The following is a 12037-nucleotide window of genomic DNA, read 5'->3' as shown; positions in this document are numbered from 1 at the left end:
AAGGACCTCGGGAGCGCGCATCAGTCATGCGCGGATATTCCAGAGACGCCGATGCCGACATCCCAGGAGAAACGAGGAACTCCACATGCACGTCAAGGCGCGCCGGAGGAGAGCGACGCTACCGAGATTCGTCATCGTCAACACCGCCCTGGCGGCGGCGGTGTGGTTGCTGTGGGCACTCGTGTGGGGCCCCCGCTTCGTCGACGCCCTCGACGCCAACTGGCCCGTCGCGCTCACCATGGTCTTCGGCTCCCTCATCGGAGGGGGCACCAGCGAGGGCGGCGGGGCCGTGTCCTTCCCCGTCATGACCAAGGTGCTGGACGTGCCCGCCGACGAGGCGCGCGTGTTCACCTTCGCGATCCAGTCGGTCGGCATGACGGCGGCGTCGATCTCCATCCTCGCCTGCCGCGTTCCCATCGAGAAACGCGTGGTCGTCCACGGCTCGGCGGCCGGTGTCGTGGGCGTCGTCCTCAGTTCGGTGTTCCTCGCCCCCCTCGTCCCGCTCCACCTGGTCCGCGTCCTGTTCACCATGCTCCTGGTCTCGCTCGCGATCGCCCTCCTCCTGCAGTTGTTCCAGCGCGAATACCGGAGGAACCGCTCCATTCCCATGTGGAGTCACCGTGAGCGCGCCCTGGTCATCGGTACCGGCCTCGCGGGGGGCGTTCTGAGCGGCGTCGCCGGTGTCGGTGAGAACTGCGTGATGTTCCTCCTCCTGGTCCTTCTGTTCCGGGTATCGGAGAAAGTGAGTACGCCGACGACGGTCATCATGATGACCGTCGTCTCGATCGCCGCCTTCCTCACACACGTGTTCGTCATCGGCGACTTCACCGGAGCCGTGGTCGACTACTGGATCGCGGCCTCGCCCGTGGTGGCGGTCGGCGCCCCGCTCGGCGCCTGGATCTGCACCCGGCTCACGCCCCTCACCATCAGGGCCGTCCTCTTCGTCCTGATCGGGAGCGAACTGGTGAGCACACTCCTGTTCGTCGGCTTCACCGCCGCCACGGCGGCGGTCAGCCTGGTCTCGCTCGCCGTCTTCACCGTGGTGTGCCTTCTGCTGATCCGGAGTACCCGCTACAACGCGGCCGAGGGCGCGCCGCCGACGAGCGGGGCCGGTCCGCGTGAGCCGGTCCGCGCCCCGGACCCCGTGTAGGCGCCGCAGGGGGCCGTTCCGGTGCCGACCCCGCGACCGGACCGTTCTCGCGGCCCGTCCGCGACCCGGGTACGGAGGCCGTACGCGCCGCCGTGCCCGGGTTCGGGAAAATACCGCCGTTACCCCCCTGGGACGGTGCGGCTCCAGGCGGTAGCGTGCACGACTGGGAGCGCTCCCAGAATGTGGATCACGGGGGTGTCGGGGGGACCGCGAAAATCCCGAGCGAAGGAAGGTTCATGTCCCGCACACGCACATCCATCGGAGCCGTGCTCGGCTCCGCCACCGCCCTGGCGGTCGCGGCGGCGCTGCTCGGCACGTCGGCCGCGTCAGCCGCCGAACCGGAGTTCTACGTCAGTCCCGACACCTCGGCGGCCGTCTGGGTCCGCGAGAACCCGGACGACCCCCGTGCCGGGGTGATCTCCGACCGCATCGCCTCGGTCGCCCAGGCGACCTGGTTCACCCAGCACAACCCGGACGAGGTCCGCGCCGACGTCGACGCGGTGGTGGGCGCCGCCGACGCCCAGGGACAGACGCCGATCCTCGTCGTGTACAACATCCCCGGGCGCGACTGCGGCAACCACAGCGGTGGCGGAGCACCCAGCCACGAGGCCTACCGGGCCTGGGTGGACGAGGTCGCCGCCGGACTGCAGGGCCGCCCCGCGACGATCGTCCTGGAGCCGGACGCGCTGCCGCTCGTGAGCGCGTGCAGCGACCCCTCCCAACTCCTGGCGTCGATGGCCCACGCGGGCCAGGCCCTGATGGAGGGCTCCTCCCAGGCCCGGGTGTACTTCGACATCGGCCATTCGGCCTGGTTGGACCCCCAGGAGGCCGCCGACCTGCTCAACGGCGCGGACATCGGGCACAGCGCCCACGGGATCGCCACCAACACCTCCAACTACAACTGGACCGACGACGAGGTCGCCTTCGCCGAGTCCGTCATCGCCGCCACCGGCGTGTCCGGTCTGGGAGCCGTGATCGACACCAGCCGCAACGGCAACGGGCCCGCGCCCGACGGCGAGTGGTGCGACCCGCCCGGGCGGATGATCGGCCGTCCCAGCACGACCGGCACCGGGCATCCGCTGGTCGACGCCTTCATCTGGACCAAGCTGCCGGGCGAGGCCGACGGCTGCATCGCGCCCGCCGGCCAGTTCGTCCCCCAGGCCGCCTACGACATGGCCGTGGACGCGCCCCAGCCCCCGGTGGACCCCACCGACCCGGGAGAGGACCCCACCGACCCCGGTGAGGAGCCGACCGACCCGCCCGCAGACGGCGACTGCTCCGCGGAGTACACCGTGGTCTCCCACTGGGAGGGCGGCTTCCAGGCGACCGTGACGGTCACCGCGGACGCCCCCGTCACCGGCTGGACCGTGACCTGGACCTACGCCGACGACCGGCGCGTGGACCAGGGCTGGAACGCCGAGATCACCTCCGAAGGGGCACGGGTCACCGCTTCCGACCTGGGCTGGAACGGCGCGCTGGGCGCCGGCGAGAGCGCGGAGTTCGGTTTCACGGGAACCGGCTCGGGTACCCAGGGGGCGCCGGACCTGGTGTGCGCCGGGGGCTGAGCGGCCCCGCACGCGTGGCACGGGTGGGACGGGCGCGGAGCGCGTCCCACCCCGCCGTCGAAATCCCTTCCACCCGCCTCCAGGGCCAGGAGGGCTGATCCGCGCGCCCGGGCCGGCGCCCGGGCGCGCCACGGCCTTCGCCCGCACGTGAACCACGGCCTTTAGCCGGAACAAACGCCCTCTGCTCCATGATGGCCGTACACACCACTCCATCCTCGCTCATCGGGAGTGAAAGCCGCGTCCCGTGTCGTACCGACATGAACATGACCGGTCACGCTGCGGGGCGATGAAGTGGAGGTCGCATGCGAGCAGAGCTCAGCCGGATCGACGCCGAGGACGTTCTGGAACTCCGGCTCGACTCCGGCCACGGGGACCAGGGGGCCGGTCTGGCCCTGCGCAGACGGGGGGACGGGGAAGCCGCGATCCGCGTCACCGACCTGGAGAGAGAGGGCGCACGCGTACGGGCGCCCCTGGCCGGCCTGCCCATCTCGGAGGGAGTCTGGGACGTGCTGTGGATCGACGGGGAGGGCCGTTCGGCCCCGCTCGCCACACGCGACACCGGTCTCAGCCTCGCCGACCGGCTCACCTACCTCCGGGGTCGGCACGAGCGCGAACTGCGCACGTTCCGGGACCGGGACGGTCGGCTGCGGTTGCGCTCGGCCGCCGCCACCCCCTACGCGGAGGTGGGCTGGGTCGACGTCGACACCGGCACCGGAGCGGTCAGTGTCTCGGGCGTCCTCGCCTACGCCCCCGATGACCAGGGAGCCGACACCGCCGAGGTCGTCGCCCGGCAGCGGGGCCTGGACGGCCGGCTGGCCGTTCCGGCCGAACTCGACGGCGCACGGTTCCACTGCGTCATCCCACTGGCACCGATCGCCGACGCGCACGAGCACGAGCGTCGGCACAACGAGTGGGACCTGTGGCTCCGGACACCCGGTGGCGGCCGGGGCCTGCGGTTGGCCATGCACGCCGACGACATCGTCGGCAAGAAGCGCAAGATCGTCTACCCCGAGGCGGTGGTGGACGCGGGGGAACGGGCCGGGGGAGCCGCCGCGGTGCGGATCCGTCCCTACTACACGGTCAAGGACGAACTCTCGCTCCTGGCGGTCGAGCACGCCGGCGGTGGCCGTTGAAGATCGCCTTCCTCATCGCCAACGGCTACGGGATGGGCGGGACCGTTCGTACCGTCTACAACCTCGCCGAGGGTCTGGCGGCTCGCCACGAGGTGGAGATCGTCAGCCTGGTCCGGCGCAGGGAGGAACCGTTCTTCGACGTCCCCGAGGGCGTGGTGCTGCGCGCCCTGACCCGGACCGGGAGCGAGGGGAAGGGGGAGCCGCCCACCCGTCTCGAGCGCGTCGCCGACCGGGTGTCGCGGCGCCGCACGGCCTCGCTCGTCGGTGGGGCCGAGGCGCGCCGGGAGGACTTCTACGCCCCCGCGGCGACGCGTGCGCTGCGCCGCTTCCTGAAGGGGACCGACGCCGACGTCGTCATCGGCACCCGGCCCGGCATCAACCTCCTGCTGGCCCGCTGGGCGCCCCGGCGGGTCCTGGCCATCGGGCAGGAGCACGTCAACCTGGCGGACCACTCCGACGAGCTGCGCGCGCTCATCGCGCGCCGCTACCCGCGGCTCGACGGCATGACCGTCCTGACCGAGGCGGACCGCGACGCCTACCGCGCGTTCCTGGGCGCCGCCCCGGGCTGGCTGACCGCGATGCCCAACCCGCTGCCCGACCGCGACTACCCCAGGTCCACGCAGGACAACCCGATCATCGCCGCCGCCGGCCGGATGGCGCCCGTCAAGCAGTACCCCAAGCTCGTGGAGGCCTTCGCCGTCGTCGCGGGCAAGCACCCGGACTGGCGGCTGCGCGTCTACGGGGGAGGCGGCAAGGACGGGGCCCTGCGCCGGAGGATCACCGACCTGGGGCTGAGCAACCAGGTCACCCTCATGGGACGTGTCGAGGACCTCACGGGGGAACTGGCCAAGGCCGCGATCCTGGCCGTCAGCTCCCGGGTGGAGGGTTTCGGCATGACGATCATCGAGGGCTTCTCGGTGGGCGTCCCCGCGGTGAGCTTCGACTGCCCGCACGGCCCTCGGGAGATCATCGAGGACGGGCGCGACGGGCTGCTCGTTCCCGACCAGGACGTGGACGCGCTCGCCACCGCGATGCTGCGCCTGGTCGAGGACCGCGACGAGCGGCTGCGGATGGGGCGGGAGGCGGTGCTGTCGGCGGGCCGCTACGCCATCGGCCCCATCGTGGAGCAGTGGGAGCGCTTCATCGGCGAGCGGTCGGCCGCGACCGGGCGCCGCCGTCGCTGATCCCGGCGCGGCCGTGCGGTGCCGTGAGGCGCCCTCCCGCGCGCGGAACCAGGGGAACGGGACCGGCGTCATATCCCGCTGGAGCCACCGGAGTCCCGTGGCCCGTGCCGCCAGGAGAAGAGGTCCCGCCCGTGTTCGGAATCCTGCGACCGTGCCGCCACACCCTGGCCGACGGACTGGCCGAGGAGTGGATGTCCCACATGTGCGGGCTGTGCCTGGCACTGCGCGACGACCACGGACAGGCCTCGCGCGTGGCCACGAACTACGACGGGCTGGTGGTGTCGGTCCTGACGGCCGCCCAGTCCGCGGAGTGCGCCGGGACCCGCACGGCCGGCCGTTGCCCCCTGCGCGGCATGCGCTCGGCCGAGGTCTCCGACGGCTCCGGCGCGCACCTGGCCGCGTCGGTGTCCCTCCTGCTGGCCTCCGCGAAGATCACCGACCACATCGAGGACGGGGACGGCCTCTACGGCCGCCGCGGCGTGCGCGCCCTCGCCGGGAGGGTCGCCGAGCGCTGGCGGCGCGGCGCCCAGGAGGCGGGCGCCGGGCTCGGATTCGACGGCGCCGCGCTGGCCGCGGTCGTGGACCGGCAGCGCGAGGTCGAACGCGCGGCGGGACCCGGCACCGACGTCCTGGCGGTGACGCGGCCGACCGAGGAGGCCACGGGCGAGGCGTTCGCGCACACCGCCGTCCTGGCCGGGCGCCCGGCCAACGCCGCGCCGCTGCGGGAGGCGGGGCGCCTGTTCGGACGGGTCGCGCACCTGCTCGACGCGGTCGAGGACCGGGAGGAGGACGCGGAGAAGGACGCCTGGAACCCGATCACCGCCACGGGCACCGACCTGCGCAGAGTCCGCGACCTCTGCGACGACGCCGTCCTGGGCGTCGGCCTGGCCCTGAGGGAGGCGGAGTTCGACGACGACCGCCTGGTCCGCGCGCTCCTGGAGCGGGAGCTGCACCGCGCCGTCGAGCGGGCCTTCGCCCACGGCGGATACCCCGGCCAGGGGCAGGGGCGCCCTGGCCAGGGGCACTCCGGGTACGGGCACCAGGGGCAGGAGTACGGACACCACGGCCACCCGCCGCACCACCGCCGACGCGAGCACCACGGCGGCCCCGGGGGCGGGCAGGAGGGCCACGACGGCGGATCCGGCCACGGCCCGGGTGGGGACGGGGGCAGCGGCACGTGCTGCTGTTCCTGCTCGTGCCAGACCCCACGAGAGGAGTTCCCGCCGAGGAAGCGGGGCGTGTTCTCCGGGTGCGCGGTCGCCCTGTTCATGTGCTGCACCTGCCAGTTCTGCTGCCGCGACCCGCACCCGGGGCCGTGGACGGGCCGACCGCGCAGCTCCTGGTGCGAGTGCTGCGAGTGCTGTAGCTGCTGTGAGGCCTGCACCTGCTGCTGCGACTGACCGGCCGGCGCGGCACCGGTGCGCCTCCGCCGGCACCCGGATCGGGTCCGACCCACTCCGGGTCGTGCACCCTGGGAGATGTGCGACTCGCCACATGCCCTCGCGGGTTCCCGTCCGTCCCCCTTCTGTCCTCCGCTCGACGGGGAAGCGGATGCCGGACCAGGAACGGGGCGCGGACTTCAGTTTTCGGCTGTTAAGAACGTGTTGTCATGATTTGCGCTGTTCGGTCCGTTGTCTCAGAGTCGAATCGGCGCGGGGCATGCGGGCGTCCGGCGACTCGCGGTACCCCGCCTGATCAGTACGGACGGCGCCGGTCACTAGCATCCCTTTTGCACCGGACGACGCGTCCGGCACTCGGTACGGAGGACGAACCACCCCTATGGACGAGCGACAACGGATCCTGGTCGTCGACGACCCTTCCCAGGGCACCGAGGGGACGAGAGGGTGAGGACCGTACGAGGGGCCCGGGAACGGGCGGTCCGCCTCGGGCGGAACACGCGGCAGCGGGCCGACCGGTTCCTCCAGAGCCTGTCCGGCTGGGCCAAGCCGCCCCAGCTCACGGCCGGGGCGTTCGCGACGGTGATCCTGCTCGGCACGGTCCTGCTGTCGCTGCCCGCCGCGACCGAGACGGGGGAGGGGGCCGGCGTCGTCACGGCGCTGTTCACGGCGACCTCGGCGGTGTGCGTGACCGGGCTGATCGTCGTGGACACCCCGGAGTACTGGTCGGCCTTCGGCGAGGCCGTCATCCTCGCCCTGATCCAGATCGGCGGTCTGGGCATCATGGTCCTGGCCACCGTGCTGACCATGGTCGTGGGCCGGCGGCTGGGCCTGCGGATGGCCGTGCGCACCAGCTCCGAGGCCAAGAGCCTGACCCTGGGCGACGTCCGCCAACTGGTCAAGGGAATCGTCACCGTCACACTCGTCGCCGAGGCGGTGCTCGCGGTCGTCCTCGCCCTGCGCTGGTGGCTGCACTACGGCGACCCGCTCGGGCACGCCGCCTACTTCGGGCTCTTCCACGCGGTGTCGGCGTTCAACAACGCCGGCTTCGCGCTGTACTCCGACAGCCTGGAGGGGTTCGTCACCGACCTGTGGATCTCCGTGCCGGTGGCCGTCGCGGTGATCGCGGGCGGGCTCGGGTTCCCGGTGTGGCTGGAGCTGTGGCGCTTCAGCCGCCGCCGGAGGGAGCGGTACCACTGGTCGCTGCACGCCAAGATCACCCTCGTGACCACGGCCGTGCTGCTGGTCGTCGCCTTCACGGCCTTCCTCGTGCTGGAGTGGCGCAACCCGGCGACGATGGGCGGCCTGGACCTGCGCGGCAAGATCCTCGCGGCGTTCTTCCAGGCCGTGATGCCCAGGACGGCCGGGTTCAACAGCCTGCCCTTCGGTGAGATGAACACCCAGACGCTCCTCGTGACGGACATCCTGATGTTCGTCGGCGGCGGCAGCGCCGGGACCGCCGGCGGCATCAAGGTCACGACGTTCGCCCTGCTGGCCTTCGTCATCCTCGCCAACGTGCGCGGCGAGCAGACCGTCCACGTGTCGGACCGGCGCCTGAGCGACGGAGTGGTCTCCCAGGCGACCACGGTCGTCCTGCTGGCCATCGGGCTGGTGATGACGGCGACCGTGGCTCTGATGACCATCACCCCGTTCTCGCTGGACGAGATCCTGTTCGAGACCACGTCGGCGTTCGGCACGGTCGGGCTGTCCACGGGCATCACCGGGGACCTGCCCGTCGCGGGGGAGTGCATCATCATCTTCCTGATGTTCGTCGGCCGTATCGGGCCCATCACCCTGGCCTCGGCCCTGGCCCTGCGCCGCCGTCCGCGCCGCTACGAACTCCCGGAGGAACGCCCGATCGTCGGCTAGCGGGCCCAGGAGGCCACCTCACGGACGCCCCGGTACGCCCCGCCCACCCAACCCCGGCCACCGCGGTGGCGGCGTCCGGAGTCCCTGGACCGGCTCCTGGGCTCCGCGTGGTCCACCACGCCCCCGGGGTCGCGGACCGCCGCAGGCATCGGACACCGGGACGGAGGACTGAAGGGGCCCGGGGGTGCGCGGGCGGCGTCGGAGGGTCGCGCACTGCTGCCGGACGCCGTGGTGTTCGGTGCGTTGTCGGCCGGGCGCGGGGACCGCCCTGGCACCCCGGGCACGCGAAAGGCCAGAGCCGAAGCTCTGGCCCGCGGTGATGCTGGTGGGCGATACAGGACTCGAACCTGTGACCTCTACCGTGTCGAGGTAGCGCTCTAACCAACTGAGCTAATCGCCCTCGTCCTCGTCGGGGGACGAGGCCTACGAGGCGGAGACGGGAATCGAACCCGTGTGCAGGGATTTGCAGTCCCTTACCTAAGCCACTCGGACACTCCGCCAGAAAGCACCGGTGGGAGCCGTGAAGTGACACCCGCATGGGCCTCTCCGAGCGGACGACGGGATTCGAACCCGCGACCCTCACCTTGGCAAGGTGATGCTCTACCAGCTGAGCCACGTCCGCGTGCGGCCGGAGCGCACTCCGGCCCGATGGCTCCGCCACCCTGGGGTGGCGGAACACACCGTTTCCGAGCGGACGACGGGATTCGAACCCGCGACCCTCACCTTGGCAAGGTGATGCTCTACCAGCTGAGCCACGTCCGCGCGGCGAGTTCCCGGGGCGTTCACCGGTGCGACCGGCTGTCCCCCTCGCTGCGTTAAGAACTCTAGCGGATACCCGGCCAAGCGCGAAATCGGATTGCTGAGGGCGCGCTCACACCCCCGGCGGGGCGGGCGCGAGCCGCCCGGCTACTGCTCCAGGTGCGCGGGCGTCGACGGCATGTCGGGGCGCGGCGGAGCGGACAGGTACTGCCCGACCCGTTCGATCACCTTGTTCATCTCGTAGGCGATGAGCCCCACGTCGCTGTCCGCGTCCGACATCAGGGCCATGCACGCCCCCTCGCCGGCGGCGGCCACGAACAGGAAGGCGCGGTCCATCTCGATGATGCTCTGCCGGATACCCCCTGCGGAGAACTGCTTGCTCGCGCCGCCCGCGAGGCTGTGCAGGCCCGAGGCGATCGCCGACAGGTGTTCCGCGGCGGGTCGGTCCAGTCCGCTGGAGGTGGCCATGAGAAGCCCGTCGGTGGACAGAACGATGGCGTGCTGTGTACCGGAGGCCCGGGTGAGGAGATCGTCCAGCAGCCAGCTGAGTTCTCCGCGGGCGGTGCTCGGTGGGGTCATGTCTCTCTTTGCTCTGTCTGTTGGTCGGGCGTGGGGGGACACGCGCACTCTGGACCGTTGGCCGGGCCTCTGTGGGGGAAGGCGCGGGCCAGCCGTCACTGGTCCCGCATAAGCGTTGCCCAGATGATAGCCATTCGTAACTTATCTGTCTGTGGGCCACAGCGTCACCAGGGTGGCCCACAGTCGTTTGGTGCTGGCCTGACCTGCGTTGACGCCCTCATCGTGGTCTGTCGGAATCCAGAACCGCGGCCGGTGCCGGACAAGGGCCTTGCCAACACGGTGTTGTCCCGGGTAGACCACCCTTCCCCGTCATGCGGCCCCGGACACTCCCGGGTGGGAGGATCGTGGTGTCGCCGCGGGTACGCGGACAGCCGAGAACTGGGGGGTTTGCCATGAGGGTGTGGATCGCTGGGGCCGGCTACGGCCGGGGGACGGTCGTCGATGGGTCCGAAGCCCGCATTCCGGTGTCCGACCACGGCATCACCGTCGGCGACGGTGTCTTCGAGACCGTGCGCGCCCAGGGCGGCCGACCGTTCGCGCTCACCCGCCACCTGCGCCGCCTGGCGCGGTCGGCGCGGGGCCTCGGCATGGCCGAACCCGACCTGGAGCTGATCGCCGACGGCGTCGCCCGGGCACTGGCGGCCAATCCGGACCTCACCGACGCGCGCGTGCGCGTCACCGTCACCGACGGGACCGGTCCCTTGGGGTCGGACCGCGCGTCGGGGGAGCAGACCGCCATCGTGGCGGTGGGCCCCTTCCCGTCCGTCCCGCCGCACACCGACGTCGTGGTGGCCCCCTGGCCGCGCAACGAGTTCGGCGCGCTGGCCGGCCTCAAGACCACCTCCTACGCCGACAACGTGCGCGCCCTGGCCTACGCCAAGGAGCGCGGCGGCAGCGAGGCGGTGTTCCGCAACATCGCCGGGAACCTGTGCGAGGGCACCGGCAGCAACATCTTCGTCGTCCTCGACGGCCGGCTCGTGACGCCGCCGCTGTCGGCCGGTCCGCTGGCGGGGATCACCCGCGAGCTGGTCCTGGAGTGGTTCGGCGGGGAAGAGGAGGACGTTCCCATGGAGCGCCTCCCGGAGGTCTCCGAGGCCTTCCTGACCTCCACCGGGCGCGACGTCCAGCCGATCCTGCGCATCGACGGCCGAGAGGTCTCCGCGGGCGTGGGGCCGGTGTCGGCCAAGGCGGCCGCGGTGTTCGCCGAGCACGCCGCCGAACGCCTGGACCCCTGACCGGGACCGGGCACGCCCGAGGGGCGGCGCTGTGGGCGCCGCCCCTCGGGCGTCGTCGTCCTGTGCCGTCGTCCGTTCCCCTGCGCGCGGGGCGCGCGGCGGGGACGGGGCGGGTGCGAAGGCCCGCCCGACGGCCGGTCCTAGGAGTACAGGTGCTGCTGGATCTCCTCGTCGAGGTCCACGAACTGCGCCTCCTGGCCGGCGGGCACGATCTCGTACGTGCGGTGCAGGAACTCCGCCAGGGGGGACACCTGCGTGTCGAACTCGGCCTGCCCGAAGGGCGAGGAGAGGGAGATGCTCACGGTGCGCTCGCCGCTGTCGTCCTTGGAGGGCCACACGCGCACGTCGCCCTCGCCGACCGGGCGGACGATGCCCACGGTGAGGAGCTCGCGGGCGAAGATCCACTCCACTGGGGTGTCCTCGCCCGTGTGGAACGCCACTCGGATCGCGTACGGGTCGCTCGCTCCGTAGTCGAGCCGTGCGACCAGGGGAACCGCGGTACGTTCCGGGACCACGAGCCGCAGGCCCAGCTCGGCGGTGGCAGTGGTGTCGCTACTGTTCATGTTCGCCAAACCTTTTCTCGTCCGGCCCAGCTGTTCCGGCGCGGGTCGGTTGCCGTCTCACTCGCTCCAACGCGCTCGTTCGCGGACTATGACGTGAGTACGGAGACTTTCTTGGTCGGGTGGGACCGGAGGTCTCGCTGCCCGCCCTGCGGGCCCAGCGCGCCGCATGGCGGCTCCACGATCCTTCGTCACTGTAATGACCAGGGGAAACCAAAGATTTCCCCATGTCGCGTGGCCCGCGTCACGTAATGGTAATGACTCGGGCCCCGCGGCGGGAGAGCGGGGGCTGGATCTCCTTCTGTGCGCGGGCTACATGACGGGGGAGCGACGTCCCAGCGAACGCACCGATCGTCGGGTGTGACCTCTGTCACAGTGTGGCCCCGCCGGCCGGTGGGGCGGTGTGCGCGGACCACCCCCGAACATGCGCTAGAGTTCTTGTTGTCCGGCCGACAGGGCGGACAGGGCAGCACATCGGGGCGATTAGCTCAGTTGGCTAGAGCGCGTCGTTCACACCGACGAGGTCACTGGTTCGAGTCCAGTATCGCCCACAGTGCAGAGGGGCCGACTCCGTTCGAACGGAGTCGGCCCCTCTTTCGTGGTTTC

General features: G+C 71.7%; 9 protein-coding genes and 5 tRNA genes. 8 read left to right on the top strand and 6 right to left on the bottom strand.

Features of this window, described 5'->3' with window-relative positions; genetic code table 11:
• Positions 1–85: 85 nt before the first annotated feature.
• From M1P99_RS03275 to M1P99_RS03250, 6 genes are all read left to right on the top strand, one after another.
• The gene (locus M1P99_RS03275; RefSeq protein WP_304451197.1) at positions 86–1150 is read left to right on the top strand and encodes a sulfite exporter TauE/SafE family protein; all 1065 of its coding nucleotides are present in this window, start codon (positions 86–88) and stop codon (positions 1148–1150) included.
• 236 nt (positions 1151–1386) lie between these two features.
• Entirely contained in the window at positions 1387–2715 is a 1329-nt protein-coding gene (locus tag M1P99_RS03270) for a glycoside hydrolase family 6 protein (RefSeq protein WP_304451196.1), read from the top strand.
• 302 nt (positions 2716–3017) lie between these two features.
• A complete protein-coding gene (locus M1P99_RS03265; RefSeq protein ID WP_304451195.1) occupies positions 3018–3848 on the top strand; it encodes a hypothetical protein in 831 nt (276 codons plus the stop codon).
• Positions 3845–5032 (top strand): glycosyltransferase family 4 protein, encoded by a 1188-nt coding sequence (locus M1P99_RS03260; protein ID WP_304451194.1) that lies wholly within the window; start codon positions 3845–3847, stop codon positions 5030–5032. Before M1P99_RS03265 ends, M1P99_RS03260 begins: the two co-directional genes overlap by 4 nt.
• A gap of 131 nt (positions 5033–5163) precedes the next feature.
• Positions 5164–6432 carry a DUF5685 family protein gene (locus M1P99_RS03255; protein WP_304451193.1) on the top strand — a complete coding sequence of 423 codons (1269 nt, stop codon included), beginning with the start codon at positions 5164–5166 and terminating at the stop codon, positions 6430–6432.
• Between the two features lie 528 nt (positions 6433–6960).
• Entirely contained in the window at positions 6961–8298 is a 1338-nt protein-coding gene (locus M1P99_RS03250) for a TrkH family potassium uptake protein (RefSeq protein WP_304455556.1), read from the top strand.
• 323 nt (positions 8299–8621) lie between these two features.
• On the opposite strand, the gene M1P99_RS03245 is transcribed toward M1P99_RS03250, so the two are convergent.
• The 5 genes from M1P99_RS03245 to M1P99_RS03225 all read right to left on the bottom strand — a co-directional run bounded on the left by M1P99_RS03245 (position 8622) and on the right by M1P99_RS03225 (position 9636).
• Positions 8622–8698: transfer RNA gene (locus M1P99_RS03245), tRNA-Val, on the bottom strand.
• Positions 8699–8726: 28 nt separating this feature from the next.
• Positions 8727–8798, bottom strand: a tRNA-Cys gene (locus M1P99_RS03240).
• 49 nt (positions 8799–8847) lie between these two features.
• Positions 8848–8920, bottom strand: a tRNA-Gly gene (locus tag M1P99_RS03235).
• A 67-nt stretch (positions 8921–8987) separates the two neighbouring features.
• Positions 8988–9060 (bottom strand) — tRNA-Gly (locus tag M1P99_RS03230).
• A 144-nt stretch (positions 9061–9204) separates the two neighbouring features.
• Positions 9205–9636, bottom strand: a complete 432-nt coding sequence (locus tag M1P99_RS03225; protein WP_053615136.1) for a roadblock/LC7 domain-containing protein — start codon at positions 9634–9636, stop codon at positions 9205–9207.
• Between the two features lie 392 nt (positions 9637–10028).
• Here M1P99_RS03225 and M1P99_RS03220 point away from each other — a divergent pair, with 392 nt between their 5' ends.
• A complete protein-coding gene (locus M1P99_RS03220) occupies positions 10029–10871 on the top strand; it encodes an aminotransferase class IV (protein ID WP_304451192.1) in 843 nt (280 codons plus the stop codon).
• 140 nt (positions 10872–11011) lie between these two features.
• Here M1P99_RS03220 and M1P99_RS03215 read toward each other — a convergent pair whose 3' ends face one another.
• Entirely contained in the window at positions 11012–11434 is a 423-nt protein-coding gene (locus M1P99_RS03215; RefSeq protein ID WP_053615138.1) for an SsgA family sporulation/cell division regulator, read from the bottom strand.
• Positions 11435–11908: 474 nt separating this feature from the next.
• On the opposite strand from M1P99_RS03215, the gene M1P99_RS03210 reads away from it, so the two are divergent.
• Positions 11909–11982 (top strand) — tRNA-Val (locus M1P99_RS03210).
• The last annotated feature ends 55 nt before the right edge of the window (positions 11983–12037 follow it).

This window comes from Nocardiopsis sp. YSL2 (assembly GCF_030555055.1).
In the GTDB taxonomy this organism is placed as follows: Bacteria; Actinomycetota; Actinomycetes; order Streptosporangiales; family Streptosporangiaceae; genus Nocardiopsis.
Note: the sequence above shows the minus strand (reverse complement) of the source record. Positions and strands in the feature narration are given on the sequence as shown.

Excerpts from the sequence above, each read along its gene's own strand:
- M1P99_RS03215 (WP_053615138.1), bottom strand. The coding sequence starts at position 11,434 with ATGAACAGTAGCGACACCACTGCCACCGCCGAGCTGGGCCTGCGGCTC.
- M1P99_RS03265 (WP_304451195.1), top strand. The coding sequence starts at position 3,018 with ATGCGAGCAGAGCTCAGCCGGATCGACGCCGAGGACGTTCTGGAACTC.
- M1P99_RS03225 (WP_053615136.1), bottom strand. The coding sequence starts at position 9,636 with ATGACCCCACCGAGCACCGCCCGCGGAGAACTCAGCTGGCTGCTGGAC.
- M1P99_RS03270 (WP_304451196.1), top strand. The coding sequence starts at position 1,387 with ATGTCCCGCACACGCACATCCATCGGAGCCGTGCTCGGCTCCGCCACC.
- M1P99_RS03275 (WP_304451197.1), top strand. The coding sequence starts at position 86 with ATGCACGTCAAGGCGCGCCGGAGGAGAGCGACGCTACCGAGATTCGTC.
- M1P99_RS03220 (WP_304451192.1), top strand. The coding sequence starts at position 10,029 with ATGAGGGTGTGGATCGCTGGGGCCGGCTACGGCCGGGGGACGGTCGTC.